The organism is Mycobacterium sp. NGS39 (genome assembly GCF_059812765.1).
The window spans coordinates 112,571-129,502 of the sequence record NZ_JCALDH010000006.1; the positions used below are offsets into that span (position 1 = coordinate 112,571).

At 67.7% G+C, this 16,932-nt stretch carries 15 protein-coding genes and 3 pseudogenes; 14 read left to right on the forward strand and 4 right to left on the reverse strand.

Features of this window, described 5'->3' with window-relative positions:
* Positions 1–21 precede the first annotated feature (21 nt).
* The 4 genes and pseudogenes from aroC to aroQ all read left to right on the forward strand — a co-directional run bounded on the left by aroC (position 22) and on the right by aroQ (position 3,374).
* A complete protein-coding gene (gene aroC / locus AC5Y39_RS10525) occupies positions 22–1,224 on the forward strand; it encodes a chorismate synthase (RefSeq protein ID WP_500017287.1) in 1,203 nt (400 codons plus the stop codon).
* 5 nt (positions 1,225–1,229) lie between these two features.
* Positions 1,230–1,748: pseudogene (locus AC5Y39_RS10530) on the forward strand (shikimate kinase); the annotation flags it as partial.
* Between the two features lie 97 nt (positions 1,749–1,845).
* Positions 1,846–2,940: a 3-dehydroquinate synthase gene (gene aroB / locus AC5Y39_RS10535; RefSeq protein WP_500017285.1), complete on the forward strand. Its 1,095-nt coding sequence runs from the start codon at positions 1,846–1,848 to the stop codon at positions 2,938–2,940.
* Positions 2,937–3,374 (forward strand): type II 3-dehydroquinate dehydratase, encoded by a 438-nt coding sequence (gene aroQ / locus AC5Y39_RS10540; RefSeq protein WP_500017283.1) that lies wholly within the window; start codon positions 2,937–2,939, stop codon positions 3,372–3,374. Before aroB ends, aroQ begins: the two co-directional genes overlap by 4 nt.
* A 24-nt stretch (positions 3,375–3,398) precedes the next feature.
* On the opposite strand, the gene AC5Y39_RS10545 is transcribed toward aroQ, so the two are convergent.
* Positions 3,399–4,028 (reverse strand): B-4DMT family transporter, encoded by a 630-nt coding sequence (locus tag AC5Y39_RS10545; RefSeq protein WP_500017281.1) that lies wholly within the window; start codon positions 4,026–4,028, stop codon positions 3,399–3,401.
* A gap of 33 nt (positions 4,029–4,061) precedes the next feature.
* Here AC5Y39_RS10545 and AC5Y39_RS10550 point away from each other — a divergent pair, with 33 nt between their 5' ends.
* From AC5Y39_RS10550 to nusB, 3 genes are all read left to right on the forward strand, one after another.
* The gene (locus AC5Y39_RS10550; RefSeq protein ID WP_500017279.1) at positions 4,062–5,147 is read left to right on the forward strand and encodes a M24 family metallopeptidase; all 1,086 of its coding nucleotides are present in this window, start codon (positions 4,062–4,064) and stop codon (positions 5,145–5,147) included.
* A 164-nt stretch (positions 5,148–5,311) separates the two neighbouring features.
* Entirely contained in the window at positions 5,312–5,875 is a 564-nt protein-coding gene (efp, locus tag AC5Y39_RS10555) for an elongation factor P (protein WP_499911787.1), read from the forward strand.
* Positions 5,868–6,341: a transcription antitermination factor NusB gene (nusB, locus tag AC5Y39_RS10560; protein ID WP_500017277.1), complete on the forward strand. Its 474-nt coding sequence runs from the start codon at positions 5,868–5,870 to the stop codon at positions 6,339–6,341. The genes efp and nusB overlap by 8 nt, the downstream gene beginning before the upstream one ends.
* Positions 6,342–6,364: 23 nt before the next feature.
* Here nusB and AC5Y39_RS10565 read toward each other — a convergent pair.
* Positions 6,365–7,162 (reverse strand): annotated as a pseudogene (locus AC5Y39_RS10565) (ERCC4 domain-containing protein); the annotation flags it as partial.
* Between the two features lie 165 nt (positions 7,163–7,327).
* Between AC5Y39_RS10565 and AC5Y39_RS10570 the strand changes: the two are divergent.
* Entirely contained in the window at positions 7,328–8,035 is a 708-nt protein-coding gene (locus tag AC5Y39_RS10570) for an acetoacetate decarboxylase family protein (protein WP_500017275.1), read from the forward strand.
* Here the strand turns inward: AC5Y39_RS10570 and AC5Y39_RS10575 are convergent.
* Both AC5Y39_RS10575 and AC5Y39_RS10580 read right to left on the reverse strand, forming a co-directional pair.
* Positions 8,032–9,210, reverse strand: a complete 1,179-nt coding sequence (locus AC5Y39_RS10575; protein WP_500017273.1) for an FAD-dependent oxidoreductase — start codon at positions 9,208–9,210, stop codon at positions 8,032–8,034. The two genes, AC5Y39_RS10570 and AC5Y39_RS10575, sit on opposite strands and share 4 nt — an antisense overlap.
* On the reverse strand, positions 9,203–9,868 hold the full coding sequence (locus AC5Y39_RS10580) for a TetR/AcrR family transcriptional regulator (protein ID WP_500017271.1): 666 nt from the start codon (positions 9,866–9,868) through the stop codon (positions 9,203–9,205). Before AC5Y39_RS10580 ends, AC5Y39_RS10575 begins: the two co-directional genes overlap by 8 nt.
* A 289-nt stretch (positions 9,869–10,157) precedes the next feature.
* Between AC5Y39_RS10580 and AC5Y39_RS10585 the strand changes: the two genes are divergently transcribed.
* The 6 genes and pseudogenes from AC5Y39_RS10585 to AC5Y39_RS10610 all read left to right on the forward strand — a co-directional run bounded on the left by AC5Y39_RS10585 (position 10,158) and on the right by AC5Y39_RS10610 (position 16,872).
* Positions 10,158–10,916, forward strand: coding sequence for a GntR family transcriptional regulator (locus AC5Y39_RS10585; RefSeq protein ID WP_500017269.1), 759 nt, complete (start codon positions 10,158–10,160; stop codon positions 10,914–10,916).
* The gene (locus tag AC5Y39_RS10590) at positions 10,913–11,140 is read left to right on the forward strand and encodes a 4Fe-4S dicluster domain-containing protein (protein WP_500017267.1); all 228 of its coding nucleotides are present in this window, start codon (positions 10,913–10,915) and stop codon (positions 11,138–11,140) included. The genes AC5Y39_RS10585 and AC5Y39_RS10590 overlap by 4 nt, the downstream gene beginning before the upstream one ends.
* A gap of 27 nt (positions 11,141–11,167) precedes the next feature.
* The gene (locus AC5Y39_RS10595) at positions 11,168–12,598 is read left to right on the forward strand and encodes an ABC transporter substrate-binding protein (protein ID WP_500017265.1); all 1,431 of its coding nucleotides are present in this window, start codon (positions 11,168–11,170) and stop codon (positions 12,596–12,598) included.
* Positions 12,595–13,455: an ABC transporter permease gene (locus tag AC5Y39_RS10600; RefSeq protein ID WP_500017263.1), complete on the forward strand. Its 861-nt coding sequence runs from the start codon at positions 12,595–12,597 to the stop codon at positions 13,453–13,455. The genes AC5Y39_RS10595 and AC5Y39_RS10600 overlap by 4 nt, the downstream gene beginning before the upstream one ends.
* A complete protein-coding gene (locus AC5Y39_RS10605) occupies positions 13,452–14,198 on the forward strand; it encodes an ABC transporter ATP-binding protein (protein ID WP_500017261.1) in 747 nt (248 codons plus the stop codon). The genes AC5Y39_RS10600 and AC5Y39_RS10605 overlap by 4 nt, the downstream gene beginning before the upstream one ends.
* A pseudogene (locus tag AC5Y39_RS10610) lies at positions 14,198–16,872 on the forward strand (fumarate reductase/succinate dehydrogenase flavoprotein subunit). Before AC5Y39_RS10605 ends, AC5Y39_RS10610 begins: the two are co-directional and overlap by 1 nt.
* Positions 16,873–16,932: the final 60 nt, after the last annotated feature.

Sequence of the window (16,932 nt, forward strand, 5' to 3'; positions counted from 1 at the left end):
TCGCGTGGGAAGATGGGACGCGTGTTGCGATGGACGACAGCCGGCGAGTCGCACGGCCGCGCGCTGGTGAGCATGCTCGAGGGCATGGTCGCCGGCGTGCACGTCACGTCCGCCGACATCCGCACCCAGTTGGCCAGGCGGCGCCTCGGCTACGGCCGCGGCGCTCGGATGAAGTTCGAAGCCGACGAAGTCACCGTGCTGGCAGGTGTGCGCCACGGGGTGACCCTCGGCGGCCCGATCGCGATCGAGATCGGCAACAGCGAGTGGCCGAAGTGGGAGACCGTGATGGCCACCGACCCGGTCGACCCCGCGCAGCTCGCCGACATCGCGCGCAACGCGCCGCTCACCAGACCCCGGCCGGGGCACGCCGACTACGCGGGAATGCTCAAGTACGGCTTCGACGACGCCCGTCCTGTGCTCGAGCGGGCCAGCGCCCGGGAGACCGCGGCCCGCGTCGCCGCGGGAACCGTCGCGAAGCAGTTCCTGAAGCAGGCCATGGGCGTCGACGTGCTCAGCCACGTCATCTCGATCGGCGCGTCCGAGCCCTACGGCGGCCCGCCCCCGCAGCCGGCCGACCTCGACGCGATCGACGCCAGCCCGGTGCGCGCGTTCGACAAGACCGCCGAGCAGTCGATGATCGACGAGATCGAGGCGGCCAAGAAAGACGGCGACACGCTCGGCGGTGTCGTCGAGGTCGTGGCGCTGAACCTGCCCGTCGGCCTGGGCTCGTTCACCAGCGGCGACAACCGCCTCGACAGCCAGCTGGCCGCCGCCATCATGGGCATCCAGGCCATCAAGGGTGTGGAGATCGGCGACGGCTTCGAGACGGCCCGCCGCCGCGGCAGTGTGGCCCACGACGAAATGTATCCCGCACCGGCAGGAGTGTTGCGGTCGACCAACCGCGCCGGTGGCCTGGAGGGCGGCATGACGAACGGTCAGCCGCTGCGGGTGCGCGCGGCCATGAAGCCGATCTCGACGGTGCCGCGCGCGCTGGCCACGGTCGACATGGCCACCGGCGCGGAGGCCGTGGCAATCCATCAGCGTTCCGACGTGTGCGCGGTGCCGGCGGCCGGGGTGGTGGCCGAGGCGATGGTCGCGCTGGTGTTGGCCCGCGCCGCGCTGGAGAAGTTCGGCGGCGACTCGATCAACGAAACCAAGAACAACATCGCCTCGTATCTCGAGGGCATCGCCGCTCGCGGCCGCGACCTTCGGGCGTCGGGGTGATCGTGATGGCGCCGAAGGCCGTTCTAATCGGTCTGCCCGGGTCCGGCAAGTCGACGATCGGGCGGCGCCTGGCCCGGGCGCTCGACGTGGAGTTCCTGGACACCGACGCGGCGATCGAAGCCAAGACCGGCCGCACCATCGCCGACATCTTCGCCGCCGACGGGGAGCAGGAGTTCCGGCGCATCGAGGAAGAGGTGATCTGTGATGCGCTTGCCGAACACGACGGCGTCCTGGCGCTGGGCGGCGGCGCGATCACCACGCCCGGGGTGCGCGACGCGTTGGCCGCCCACACCGTCGTCTACCTGGAAATCAATGCGGCCGAAGGCGTGCGCCGCACCAGCGGCAGCACGGTGCGGCCGCTGCTGGCCGGCCCCGACGCCGCCGCGAAGTACCGCGCGCTGATGGCTGACCGGGTGCCGCTGTACCGCCGCGCGGCGACCATGCGTGTCAACACCAATCGCCGCAACCCCGGGGCCGTCGTCCGCCATATCGTGACCCGCTTGGAGAACCCGCAGCCGTCCAAGCGCAAGCGCCGCCACGTATGGCGTCGCTCGCCGATCTCGTTGACCCCCAGCGAAACCTCGCACGCGCCGCCCAGTCCCGCCGCGCTGGCCGCCCGCAATGCCGAACGGACGGACCGTGACTGAGCCTGTGACCGTCGACGTCCATGTCGACCCGCCGTATCCGGTGATCATCGGCAGCGGTGTCCGCGCCGAGCTGCCGCGGCTGCTGGAGGGCACGCACAAAGTGGCGATCCTGCACCAGCCGGTCATGGCCGAGACCGCTGAGCTGACCCGGACTTCGTTGTGCGACAACGGAATCGACGCGCACCGCATCGAGATCCCGGACGCAGAGGCCGGCAAGGAGCTGCGGGTCCTCGGCTTCATCTGGGAAGTGTTGGGGCGTATAGGTGTTGGCCGCAAAGATGTGATCGTCAGCCTCGGCGGCGGTGCCGCCACCGACGTCGCGGGATTCGCCGCTGCCACCTGGCTGCGCGGCGTGTCGGTCATCCATGTGCCCACCACATTGCTCGGGATGGTGGACGCGGCGGTCGGTGGCAAGACCGGCATCAACACCGACGCCGGCAAGAACCTGGTCGGCGCGTTCCACCAGCCGCGCGCGGTGCTGGCCGACCTGGACACGCTCAAGACACTGCCGCACGACGAGCTCGCGGCGGGAATGGCGGAGGTGGTGAAGGCCGGGTTCATCGCGGACCCCGCGATCCTGGACCTGATCGAAAAAGATGACCGGGCCGCGCTGGACCCGGGCGCAGACGTGCTGCCCGAACTGATCCGCCGCGCAGTGGCGGTCAAGGCCCAGGTGGTTGCCGCCGACGAGAAGGAATCGCAGCTGCGCGAGATCCTCAACTACGGGCACACGTTGGGACACGCGATCGAGCGCCGGGAGAACTACCGGTGGCGGCACGGTGCCGCGGTGTCGGTGGGCCTGGTGTTCGTCGCGGAGCTCTCCCGGCTGGCGGGCCGGCTCGACGACGCGACGGCCCGGCGGCATCGGGACATCCTGACGTCACTGGGTCTGCCGGTCACCTACGACGCCGACGCGCTGCCGCAGCTGCTCGAGATCATGGCCGGTGACAAGAAAACGCGAGCCGGGGTACTGCGGTTCGTGGTGCTGGATGGCCTGGCCAAGCCCGGCCGGTTGGAAGGGCCCGATCCAGCGCTGCTGGCGGCGGCATACGCGGAGGTGGCAGCGTGACAACGGTCAACGTGCTCAACGGCCCGAATCTCGATCGGCTGGGGCTGCGCGAGCCACAGGTCTACGGCACCACCACATATCAGGAAGTGGTCGCACTGATCGAGAAGACCGCTGCCGAGCTAGGCCTTAAAGTCCTTGTGCGCCAAAGCAACAGCGAGGCCGAGCTGATCGATCTGATTCACCGGGCGGCCGACGGGGACGAGCCGGTGATCCTCAACGCCGGCGGGCTGACTCACACGTCGGTCGCATTGCGCGACGCCTGCGCGGAACTGCGGGCACCGCTCGTGGAAGTGCACATCTCAAATGTGTACGCGCGCGAGGAGTTCCGGCACCACTCATTCATCAGCCCGGTCGCCACCGGCGTGATTGCGGGCCTCGGTGTGCAGGGATATCTACTGGCGCTGCGTTATCTGGCGGAAACCCTGGCGCGCTGAGCCTCGACTGAACGCGCAGCCGGACTAGCTGCGCTCGGTGCGCTCGCTGCGCTCCGGGTGCGTCGGCCCCTCCTGGGTGCGCTGCTCGTGCAAGCGCGCTTCTTGCGTCGGCGCCTCGTCACGCGCTTCGTCGCGCTGGCGGCCGCCGCCGACCGCGGCGAACACATCGGTGTCGGGACCTTGGTCACCGTCCGCACCCTCGCCGCGGCGGGACGACGGATAGCCCTCTTTGGCATAGCGGCGGTCCACCAGGAAGCGGCCCACCGCGACACCGAGCATCGCCATCACGAACGTCAACAATGCGGTGTAGGCCGCGAACACGGTGAGTTCGTTCACCAGGCCCATCACATACATTTCCTTGTAGAACAGCGACACGACCCACGACACCAGGCCGGAGAGCACACCGGCGACAAGACCCGCCAGCAGCCATGTCATCGCGAGGTCGGCGCGGCGGTCGGGGTCCGGTTGCGCATTCGCGTCACGGCGGCCGTCGACGAAGCCCCAGGCCAGCGCGATCACGGCCAAGATCACCTGCAGCAGCACGCTGATGATCGGGGCCTGCGTCTCCCACGTGTTGATCATCGCGGTCTGAATGATGCGAAGCACCGTCTGCAGGAACGCGAAGACCAATCCGCGCAGCAACCATGACCTCATGGGCGCTGAGCCTAGCGGGTAGCGTCAAGACCTGTGACATATTCCCAGCGCCGCCGCAACCTGTGTCGCCGGCTAGCCGCCGCCGGACTGGACGCGATGTTGGTATCGGACCTGGTGAATGTCCGTTATCTGGCCGGGTTCACCGGCTCGAACGCGGCCCTGCTGGTGTTTGCCGACGACGACGTTCCCGCGGTGCTGGCGACCGACGGTCGCTACCGCACGCAGGCCGCGCGCCAGTCGCCCGACGTGCGGCTGGAGATCGAGCGCTCCTGCGGGCCACACCTGGCCCGGCTGGCCGCCGAACAGGGCGTGGGGCGGCTCGGCTTCGAGAGCCACGTCGTCACGGTGGACGGCTACGACCAGTTGGCGCGGGCGGCCGGCGACATCGAGCTGGTCCGGGCGTCCGGCAACGTCGAGGCGTTGCGGGAAGTCAAAGACGACGGCGAGAAAGCACTGCTGCGGCTGGCGTGCGAGGCAGCCGACGCCGCGTTGACCGACCTGATCCAGCGCGGAGGCCTGCGGCCTGGCCGCACCGAACGGCAGGTCGCCCGCGACCTCGAGGCTCTGATGCTCGACCACGGTGCCGACGGGGTGTCGTTCGAGACGATCGTCGCGACCGGTGCGAACTCTGCGATCCCGCATCACCGGCCGACCGACGCCGAGCTGGCCTTCGGCGACTTCGTCAAGATCGACTTCGGCGCGCTCGTCGCCGGCTACCACTCCGACATGACCCGGACGTTCGTGTTGGGCCAAGCGGCCCAGTGGCAGCACGAGATCTACGAAGTGGTGGCCGCCGCGCAGAAAGCCGGTCGGGAGGCGCTGGCTCCCGGGAAGCCGTGCAGTGAGGTCGACGCGGCAGCGCGCCAGGTGATCGCCGACGCCGGTTACGCCGAGAACTTCAGCCACGGACTCGGCCACGGCGTCGGACTGCAGATCCACGAGGCCCCCGGAATCAGCGGCGCCTCGGCCGCGACACTGCATGCGGACGCGGCGGTGACCGTGGAACCCGGCGTCTACCTTCCCGACCGAGGCGGGGTTCGCATCGAGGACACGCTGATCGTCGGCGACGAAGCACCGGAACTGCTCACCCGATTCCCCAAAGAGCTCGCAATCCTTTGACGACGCCGCGCGAGGGCGTCGGCTCGATGCGGTGATCGTGCCACCGGGCGGGCGGCGGATGAGAGAATGGGCCTGAGATTTCGGCCCGGCCGCCGATCAGGCCGATCCGGCGAGCGCCGAATGGCCCCATCGACTGTGACTGACAACGAGGAGAACAACCGACCGTGGCAACGACTGCCGACTTCAAGAACGGGCTCGTCCTTCAGATCGACGGCCAGCTGTGGCAAATCATCGAGTTCCAGCACGTCAAGCCCGGCAAAGGTCCCGCTTTCGTGCGGACCAAGCTCAAGAACGTGTTGTCGGGCAAGGTCGTCGACAAGACCTACAACGCCGGTGTGAAGGTGGAGACCGCCACCGTCGACCGCCGCGACACCACCTACCTGTACCGCGACGGGACCGAGTACGTGTTCATGGACAGCGAGGACTACGAGCAGCACCATCTGCCCGAGTCGCTGGTTGGCGACGCCGCCCGGTTTCTGCTCGAAGGCATGCCGGTGCAGGTGGCGTTCCACAACGGCAACCCGCTCTACATCGAATTACCGGTGACCGTCGAGCTGGAGGTCACCCATACCGAGCCCGGTCTGCAGGGTGACCGCTCCAATGCCGGCACCAAGCCTGCGACACTGGAGACCGGCGCGCAGATCAACGTGCCGCTGTTCATCAACACCGGCGACAAGCTGAAAGTCGACAGCCGCGACGGCAGCTACCTAGGAAGGGTGAATGCCTGAGCGCAAAGCCGACCGGGGCCGCCATCAAGCGCGAAAACGCGCGGTGGACGTGCTATTCGAGGCCGAGGCGCGTGGGCTGACCCCCGCCGAGGTGGCCGAGGCGCGTACGGCGCTGGCCCACCAGCAGCCCGACGTGTCTGCGCTGAACCCGTACACGGTCACGATCGCCCGCGGAGTCACTGCGCACCGCGAGCACATCGACGACCTGATCTCGGCTCACCTACAAGGCTGGACGCTGGAGCGGCTGCCGGCCGTCGACCGCGCGGTGCTGCGAGTAGCGGTGTGGGAGTTGTTGCACGCCAACGACGTTCCCGAGCCGGTTGCGGTCGACGAGGCGGTGGAGCTGGCGAAGAAGTTGTCGACGGACGATTCGCCGGGCTTCGTCAACGGCGTGCTGGGGCAGATCATGCTCGTCACGCCGCAGATCCGGGCAGCGGCCGCGGCCGTGCGGGGAACGCCGGACTGACGCCCTCGCGGCCCGGCTGGTCATTCGCCTTGTTCGGTGAACCACCGCTGCGCCGCCGCCAGGTAGCGGTAGGTGTACTCCTGCGCGAGCTTGCGGTTCTGGCAGAACACGATCGGCACCGTCGGAAAGCCGACTTGTAGTTCTGCGAGTGCGTCGGCGACAGTGGCCGGCCTGACGAACGTCGACGCGTAGATCTCCGAGTACCGGTCTTCCACCACCACTGCCGCCCGCGGCAGCGCCGCCAACTCGATGAGCTGGTATTTGAGCTTGCCGTTGAGCAGGCCGGAGCTCAAGTCGGACAACGACTTCCGTTCGACGGCAGCGACGAGCCGGCCATCGATGTGCAGTCCGTAGTCCCCACAGGCGAGGGGCTGGCGGGTGGTGACGATGGGCTTGTCGCTGAAGCTGTACGCGTAGCGCTCATGGGAGTCGACGGCAATGACCAACTCGGGTATGCCGGCGGCCCGCGCGGTCGGGGTGCGCACCCGAGGTCGTGATTGCTTGCGGGTAAGCGGGCTCTGCCAGAACACGACGTCGCGGCCGCGTGCGATGGTCTGGACGAGCTGAGAGCGGCTTTCTCTGGACCGGGCGGCGACGACGTCGATGGCAGCGCCTCGACGGGTGCAAGAGCGCAGTTCGACGGTCTCGACGAGCTCGGGCTCGGCGGGCCAGCTGTCGGCGGGCAACGGATGACAGTACACCGCCTGGGCGCGCGGCCAGGTTCCCGACGTAGCGAATACCAGACCGTCGCCCACCGGAACCCGGATGAGGAAAGGCAGCCGCGACTGTGGGTCCGGGTTCGCAGCGACCAGCAGCTCCACGACTCCTCAGAGTACGGTGTGACATCCTTGCCGGGTGGTGGGCATGGCGGGCTATTTCTTCGACGTGACGGACGCGGCGAACTTCGAGTCGTTCCTCAATTAGACGTTTTGTCGAACGCGGGTCGCGGGCCGGCTATCGGGCGCGAATGGAAGGATGTGAGCGACATGGGCGAGGCCAACGTGCACACCGAATTGTCCGGTCTGCCAGGGGTTCCCGAAACGGTGCTGAGTGAAGCGCTGATTGCCAGCTTGCCGGCCGACGCGGCGCCCGCACCGTGGGAATGCCGATGCTCGGCGCTGCTGTGGCTGGGCCGAGGTGGTCGCGCTGCGGCTGCTGCGCTCCCGCCGCGTCTGGCCGGCAGCCCGGCGCTGGCGACGGTCGGCGGCTTCGTCCACTACACCGACACGCCGGTCGGCCCGTACGACGAGGTGCTGGGCATGATCGCGTCCCGCACCGGCCTGCGCCCATGGGCCAATGTGGCGTTCATGTCGGTGGATTCACCGTCCAGTCTCGTTGGCGGACGGAAGAATTGGGCCATGCCGAAGACCCTCGCCGAGTTCGACGGCGAGCCGGGCGCCGGCCGGACCGTGACCGGCACCGGCCGCGACGGAACCGCATGGTCGGTGAGCGCGACGCCGCGGGTCGTCGGCCCGGCGATTCCGCTGAAATACCGGGGCACGGCGCGTCAGCAATTCAGCGACGGCCGGGTCGGCGACTCGCTGCTGACGTTCACCGGTCGGGTGCGGCCGGCGATCGTGACCGTCGACGTCCGCTCCGCCGGCACGCTCGCCACCTGGTTGCGACCGGGCCGTCACGTCGGTGCGGTCATCGACGAAGCCACCTTCACACTCGGCGAGCCCCGCTTCCGTTAGCGGCTCGACGCGGCGGTCCGGGTGCCGGTCACTGACGCGGTTGCGGCCGCGGCCGCTGCCAGCGCGCTGTTGATGGAGATTTCGCCGCGCATGCCAGGGGCGGCCACCATGTCGCCGACGAGATAGACGTCACCGCCACGCTCGATCGCCGGCCGGTCGCGCCAGGTCTGCCCGGGCAGGTCGAGCGCACCGGTGCGGCCTTTGGCGGCTGCGGTTCGATGAAAGGTGTTGCGATCGCGCCAGTTCGGCACTGCAAGGTCGGCGAGGCCGGCCAGCCGCTGATGTGCGTCGGCGTAAGACTCGCCGTCGCGCACCGGCATCTGCAGCTGGTAGAGCGATTCACCGCTGGGCGCCACCGAGTCGTCTTGCATGCTGTAGCTCTCGTGGAACCCGCCTTCGTCGAGATCGAAGACCAAGTTGGTGTCCTTGCGGTCATGCGTCACCGCGATGTCGAGCAGGACGGCGTGACCGCTAGTCCAAGTGAGGCTCTCGTCGCCCAGTAACTTCCGGGCAGCAGCGAGCTCGGTGGCCACGATGACAGGACCGCCGGACGGGATGGCATCGACGCGCGCTCCGGTGTTGATGACCACGCCCAGTTCGGTTGCGCGAGCGGCCATCCGGTCGATCACCGTCTGCCATCCGCCCCGCACCCAACGCACGGCGGGCGGATTGGGACCGAGCACTCGCGAGAACAGCTGCCACACGAAGGCGGCGGAGAGCCTGCCGGTATTGGCGTCGTAGGTGACCACGCTGATGGCATTGGCCATCTGCTGCGCGGCTGCTTCACCCCAGCGCTGCGCCGCCCAGCAGTGAAAGTCGACGTCGACCGGTGCCTTGAGCCATTTGCGCGACTGCGCGCGCAGCATGCGTAGCGGCGGGACAGCCCGGATCCGGCCGCCGACGCGGAAATGCAACAGCGTGGCCATGTCGAGCGGGCCCGGGAAGCCCAAGGGCTTGACGAATCCGCGCTTCTTCAGCCACTTGTAGTGCGGACCATCGGCGTAGAACACGTGCGCGCCCTCATGGACCACATGGGGTGGCGGCGTGGCTCTGCCGCGGCCGCCGAGGCGATCGTGCGCCTCGTAAAGTCGCACGGGCACGCCGGCCTCTGCGCAGGCGATCGCGGCCGTCAGACCGCCGAGCCCACCGCCGATCACGTTGACGTGGCTAGCCATGGTGTTCCCCTTCTGTTGGGTTACGTTGTGCACCGGTCCATTCGAGGCGTGCCGCGATCATTTCGGCTGTCGAGCGCAGATACCGTTGCTCGTCGATAGCCGCGGGGTGTTCGCCGCCGAAGGTGTCGCGGATCAGCCAGTAGTGCGCCACCGCGCTGAGCACCACCACGGCGGCGGCATCCCAGTCCTCGTCGCGGTGGTCTGGCCCGGCGAGCTCGGCCAGCCCGCGCGAGATCACCCGCAGCACGAGCAGGTACTCGTCTCGGCGGAACACTTCCAGCACCTCGGGGGCAGGTGAGTTGTCGCGCAAAAGGATTCGCGTCACGTCGCGGTTGTGGTCGAGACGGCCTAAGCCAACTTGGCACAACATCACCAGCCGGTCGACCAGCCCGGCGTCGGGCGCCGCTTCGTTCAGCAGTGCCAGCACCGAGAAATCCTCTTCGTAGAACGGCGCCCACTGAGCACGGTCGGCCAGCGTTTCGCCGATCGCGTCGACGAGGAGTTGGTCCTTCGAGCGGAAGTGCCGATAAAGGGCTCCCGAACCGGGAGACAACCCGGCGGCTTCCTCGATTTGCGCGATCGTTGTCGCCGCAAAGCCGCGTTCACCGAACAGGCGCAGCGCCTCGGCAATGATTCGCTCCCTCGATCTCGGCGCCACCGCCACCTCTCGTAAGTAAGTAGTTACTTATAGTGAAGCAGTGAGCCGGTCAACACGCAACCCTCCGCCCGACTCGCCACGAGCGGAGAGTGCTGCGCGGGTTCGGGGACCAGGCATTTCGATCAACGCGATTGCAATCTCGAACCGGCTTGTGCAGTGGCGCAATAACCCACGGCCGATCGCTTTGCGCTGGTCGCGACTTCGAACCACCGGCGCAATAGGGCTGGCCCGCTTTCGGCCGTGCTCGGTGACACGGGCCGCTCAGCGCTGCCGCCTTACCGTTTTGAGCGTGCCAGTTGCCGATCCGACTCCGCTTCGCCGGCCGCGTGCCGACCGCGCGAGGCAGGTCGCCGACGTGCTGCGCCACCAGATCTACGCCGGCGCCTACGAGGACGGGTTGCCGTCCGACGAGCAGTTGGCAGCGGAGTTCTTCGTGTCGCGCAACACGATTCGCGACGCCCTGGCCGCGCTCAAGGCCGAGGGGCTGATCGACCGCGGTCCCAAAGTGGGCACCCGCGTCGCACACCGGAAGTACGACCACGGCCTCGACGCGCTGCTCGGACTCAAGGAAACGTTCAAGGGGTACGGCGAGGTCCGCAACGAGGTGCGCGCCGCGATGGAGATCGCAGCACCGCCGTCGGTCGCACGCCGGTTGGCGCTGGCACCCGGCGAGCGGGTGGTGTTCGTCGAGCGGTTGCGCTACCTCGGCGACCTGCCGCTGAGCCTGGACTTGACCTACCTTGCGCCGGACGTGGGCGCCAATGTCCTGCACCATCCGCTGGAAACCAACGACATCTTCACGCTGATCGAGGAAGTGACGGGGCACCGGCTCGGCTCCGCCGCGCTCGCCGTGGAAGCCATTGCCGCAGACGCTCACTCGGCCGCCACGCTTCAAGTTCCCGACGGGGCAGCGCTGCTGATGCTCGAGCGGCTCACCCACCTCGACGACGGCCGTCCCGTCGACCTCGAATACATCCGCATGCGCGGCGACCGAATCACTCTACGCGGCAACCTGTTCCGCGGACGTCAGGAGCAAGACAAGACATGACGCTGGTGAATCAACGTGTCGACGTTCCCGTGACCATCGACGAGTCGCTGTGCGTGGACGGCTGCACATTGTGTGTTGAAGTGTGCCCACTCGACGCACTGGCCATCAACCCCGACACCGGCAAGGCCTATATGCACGTCGACGAATGTTGGTACTGCGGCCCGTGCGCAGCGCGGTGCCCCACCGGAGCCGTCACCGTCAACATGCCCTACCTGATCCGCTAACGGATCGCAGTACCCAAAGGACCTTCGATGAAAGTCTCCCTGATCCGGCTCATCGCCGGTGCCGCCGCGGTCGTGGTCACCGCTGCAGGCTGCTCGCTTGACTCGCAACAGAGTTCGTCGGACGTCGTCAACGTCGTCGTCGGCTACCAGTCCAAGACCATCAACACCGCCACCGCCGGCGCGCTGCTGCGCGCGCAGGGCTATCTGGAACGGCGCCTGTCCGACGTGACCGCGCGCACAGGCACGAAGTACAACGTCCAGTGGCAGGACTATGACACCGGCGCGCCGATCACCGCGCAGATGGTCGCGGAAAAGATCGACATCGGCTCGATGGGCGACTACCCGTTGCTCATCAACGGATCCAAGACTCAGTTGAACGAGCGGGCCCGGACCGAGCTGGTCTCCATCACCGGCTACAACCTCAAGGGTGGCCTGAACGGCGTGGTCGTCAAACCCGACTCGCCGGCAGCCACGCTGAGCGACCTTGCCGGTCAGAAGGTCTCGGCCAGCGTAGGTTCGGCCGGGCACGGCATGCTGGTGCAAGCCCTGCAACGGGCCGGGGTGAATCCCTCGACCGGAGTCGAGGTGCTCAACCAGCAGCCGCAAGTCGGCGGATCTGCGCTGGAATCAGGTCAGGTGCAGGGCCTTTCGCAGTTCGTCGCGTGGCCCGGCCTGCTGGTGTTCCAGAACAAGGCCCGGCTGCTTTACGACGGCGCCGAACTCGGCGTGCCGACGTTCCACGGCGTCGTGGTCCGGCGCGTGTATGCCCAGCAGCACCCGGAGGTCCTCGACGCGTTCCTGCAGGCGCAGCTCGATGCGACCGACTTCGTGCACCAACAGCCGCTGAAAGCCGCTCAGATCGTCGCGCAGGGCAGCGGGCTACCGCAGGAGGTGGTCTACCTCTACAACGGTCCAGGTGGCACGTCGTCGTTCGATACCACGATCAAGCCACAGCTGGTCGATGCGTTCAAAGGTGATGTGTCGTACCTGAAGTCGATCGGTGACTTCGCCGATTTCAACATCGACGAGTTCGTCCAGGACGGCCCGCTGCGCGCGGCGTTCAAGGCACGCAACCTCGACTACGACAGCGCGCGCGCCGCCACCGCCAATCCGTCGGCGATCGGCGGCACGGACCCGGTGTGCAATCAGCCTGTCAACGATCCCGCGCAGGCCAGTGAGTTGTGGCTGACCGGTTCGGACACCACCCAGCCGGCGGCCAACCCGACGTGCCTACTGCGCGCCGTCCGCGAGGCGACGAGCAAAGGCGCGACAGTTCGGGCGGCATATGTGCCCGACACCGAGCTGGGCACGCGGTGGTTCGCCGACCGCGTCACGTGGGTCCGCGACGGACAGAACTATCTGCCGTTCTCGACGACGGCCGGGGCAAAGCGTTACGTCGCAACGCATCCCGGCAGTGCGACCGTCGACTATCAGCAGGCACTGGCGGGTGCGGTATGACCGCCGTCGACGCGAGCATCGCCGGTGTGCTGCCGGCGCCGGTAGCCGAACCGGTTGCGGTCCGCGACGGCGCGGCCTCACCATGGCGGCGCCGACTCCTGCGGGTGGTTTCGGTTGCCGCCGCCATCGGGCTGTGGCAAGCGTTGACGGCCAACCACGCCCGGTTGTGGATTCGCTTCGACACGCTGCCCACGGTCGCCGAAATCGCCCGGGTGTTCGTCAAGCGGCTGGGCACTGACGCGTACTGGCTGGACTTGGGGCAGTCACTGATTCGGATCCTCACCGGGTTCGTGCTGGCAGCGATCGTGGGTCTTGCCACCGGCGTCATGCTCGGCCGCTCAACGCTTTTCGCCGATACGTTCGGACCGCTCACCGAGCTGGCACGCCCCATCCCGGCGATCGCTCTGGTGCCGGTCGCCATCCTGCTGTTCCCGAGCGACGAGGCAGGCATCGTATTCATCACCTTCTTGGCCGCGTACTTCCCGATCATGGTGAGCACCCGCCACGCGGTGCGCGCGCTGCCGACGCTCTGGGAGGATTCTGTACGCACGCTCGGGGGCGGCCGGCTCGACGTACTGCGCCACGTCGTATTGCCCGGCATCCTTCCCGGCCTGTTCGGCGGCCTGTCGGTGGGCATGGGCGTGGCGTGGATCTGCGTGGTGTCCGCGGAGATGATCTCCGGCCGGCTCGGCGTCGGTTATCGAACCTGGCAGTCGTACACGGTGCTGGCCTACCCCGACGTGTTCGTCGGGATCATCACGATCGGCGTGCTCGGCTTCACCACCGCGGCCGCCGTGGAGCTGATCGGGCGGCGCGCCACCCGGTGGCTCCCGCGCGCGCAGGAGAACGACCGATGACCACGACGCTCACGCTCGGGATGCGTCTGGAGCTCGATCGGGTTCGGTTGAGCTACAACGGAACTCCCGTAGTCGACGGACTGGATCTCGTGGTGGAGCCGGGCGAGATCCTGGTGCTCACCGGACCGTCCGGATGCGGCAAGTCGACGGTGCTGCGCGCGTTCGCGGGGTTGCTGCGGCCCACCGCAGGGCGGGTGCTCGCCGACGGTGAGGAGGTGGTCACGACGTCGCGGGACCGCGGAATGGTATTCCAGGACAGCGCCCTGTTGCCGTGGCGCAGCGTCCGGTCCAACATCGAGCTGGCGTTGAAACTGCGCGGCGAACCGCGGGCGGGCCGGCGAGAGCGCGCGGACCGCTGGATCGCCGAGGTCGGATTGAGCGGGTTCGGGGACTATCTGCCGAAGAGCCTCTCGGGTGGGATGCGCCAGCGAGTGCAGCTGGCACGCGGGCTCGCCGGCGCGCCCCGGGCGGTGCTGATGGACGAGCCGTTCGGAGCGTTGGACGCCCAGACCCGAACGGCGATGCAGCGGCTGCTCATCGACACCTGGCGGGCGCATCCGACGACGATCGTGTTCGTCACTCATGACGTGGACGAGGCGCTAGTGCTGGGCGATCGGATTGCAGTGATGGACAAGAGCGGTGGCCTTGCTGCGGTGATCGACGTGCCCCGGCCCAGAAGCGACCTGAGCACAGACCGTGAGGTCCTCAAGTCGGCAACCCTTGCAGCGCTTGGATACTCGTGATGCATATACCTGACGTGGCCGATAGGGCTACTCTCGACTGTGACGTCCTGGTGGTCGGGGGCGGCACCGCAGGCACTATGGCGGCGCTGACGGCCGCCGAGCGTGGCGCGCAGGTGCTGTTGCTGGAGAAGGCCCACGTGCGCCACTCGGGTGCGCTGGCGATGGGTATGGACGGCGTCAACAATGCGGTGATCCCGGGCAAGGCCAAACCCGAGGACTATGTCGCGGAGATCACGCGAGCCAACGACGGAATTGTCAACCAGCGCACCGTTTATCAGACGGCCACGCGCGGGTTCGCGATGGTGCAGCGGCTGGAACGCTACGGCGTGAAATTCGAGAAGGACGAGCACGGTGAGTACGCGGTGCGACAGGTGCATCGATCCGGCTCCTACGTGCTGCCGATGCCCGAGGGCAAGATGTCAAGAAGGCGCTCTACCGGGTGCTGCGGCAGCGCGCGATGCGCGAGAAGATTCGCATCGAGAACCGCGTGATGCCGGTGCGGGTGCTGACGCGCGGTGGCCGAGCGGTCGGTGCTGCCGGATTCAACACGCGCACAGGCAAATTCGTCGCTGTTCGGGCCAAAGCGGTGATCCTCGCTACCGGGGCATGCGGTCGGCTGGGTCTGCCCGCTTCCGGCTACCTCTACGGTACCTACGAGAACCCGACGAACGCGGGTGACGGCTATGCGATGGCCTACCACGCCGGGGCGGAGTTGTCAGGAATCGAATGCTTTCAGGTGAACCCGCTCATCAAGGACTACAACGGCCCCGCGTGCGCGTACGTCGCCAATCCGTTCGGTGGCTATCAGGTCAACGCCCTGGGAGAGCGGTTCGTCGACTCCGATTATTGGTCGGGTCAGATGATGGCCGAAGTGAAGCGGGAGATCGAATCGGCGCGCGGGCCGATCTACTTGAAAGTTTCGCACCTGCCTGACGAGACGCTGACCGCGCTGGAGAACATCCTGCACACCACCGAGCGGCCCACGCGCGGCACGTTCCACGCCAACCGTGGGCATGACTACCGCACCCACGACATCGAGATGCACATCTCCGAAATCGGTTTGTGCAGCGGGCATTCGGCGTCAGGCGTGTGGGTCGACGAGCATGCGCGCACCACGGTGCCCGGGCTGTATGCCGCGGGCGACATGGCGTGCGTGCCGCACAACTACATGATCGGCGCGTTTGTGTTCGGCGATCTGGCCGGTGAGCATGCCGCCTCGACGCTTGGTGACGTCGCACTGACCGATGTGCTGCCGGAGGACCAGCTCGAGGATGCACACGAGCTGATTTACCGGCCGCTGCGCCATCCGGACGGGCCGCCGCAGCAACAGGTCGAATACAAGCTGCGCAGGTTCGTCAACGACTATGTGGCGCCGCCGAAGACGGCCACCAAACTGTCGATCGCAGTGCGCACGTTCGAGCGGATGAAGGCCGAGGTGGCTGAGATCGGCGCCCGCACACCGCACGAACTGATGCGCGCGGCCGAGGTCAGCTTCATCCTCGACTGCGCCGAGATGGCGGCACGTGCGTCGCTGACCCGCACCGAATCGCGCTGGGGGTTGTACCACGAACGCAGCGACCTTCCCGCCCGTGACGACGAGCAGTGGCGGTATCACCTGAATCTGCGCAAGCGCAGTGACGGATCGATGGAATTCCTCAAGCGCCCGGTTGCGCCTTACCTCGTACCGGTGCCCGGCCTCGAACACGTGCCGTCATCTGACCGGGTGGTGCTCGTCGAGCAACCACCGCTCGCCGGCGGACGCGCGCCGCGCAGTGAACAAGGCCGTCTCCCAATGGATTCCGCGGTCCAGCCGCCGTCACCGCGGATCGCCGCGGTGCTCGCACTGGAGTCGCCCAGCCTCTCCGAGCTGGCCGGTTACCTCGCCGATGCCGACAGCGGCGTGCGGCGCACAGCTGTCGCCACGCTCGTCGAGAACCTGCCGGACGGATACGAGGATGCGCTGCTGCGCGCGCTGGCAGATCGTGACGCCGAGGTGCGCCGATGCGCGTCTGACGGCTTCCGCGAGGTGGTCGAAGTGTTGTCGCGCCCCGCCGACATCGGACAGCATCTGGTGTCTGGTGACGGTGTGGTGAGGGCGACCGCGCTGTACGTGTTGAGTGCGCGGCGGGTTGGCGACCGACGGGATTACCGCAAGGCGCTGTCAGACAACGACCATCGGGTGCGAATCGAAGCTGTTCGCGCGCTCGTGTCGATCGACGATGCCGACGGTGTCGCCGCTGCCGCCGGAGACGAGAACCGGGAGGTGCGAATCGCCGCGGCCAACGGCTTGGCGACGCTGCGTGCCGGCGGTGACACTGTGCGTCGCCTTGTGCGCGACCAGGATCCACTGGTGCAGGCGGCGGCGCTGACCGCGTTGGGCGCGATCGGCTGCGACGACGAGGACGTTCCGGCGATCGAGCGGGCGCTGGACTCGTCGGCCTGGCAGATCCGTGAAGCCGCGGCCAAGGCGTTGGCGGCCGGGCCTGCTGGTGTCGCGGTGGCTGCATTGTCTCGTGCGTTGAAGGACGCGCATCTCGACGTCCGTAAGGCGGCGGTACTGAGTCTGACCCGTTGGGCTGCAACCGAACACGCGGCTAGGGAGGCGTTGAGTGCGGCGCTCGAAGACAGTGACGCCGACGTGCGTGCGTACGCTCGTCGCGCGTTGGCGGCTTAGCACAGGGGACTGACAGTTCCCGTTCGCCAATCCCAGTTCTCCACAAGCATTTTGGGCTGT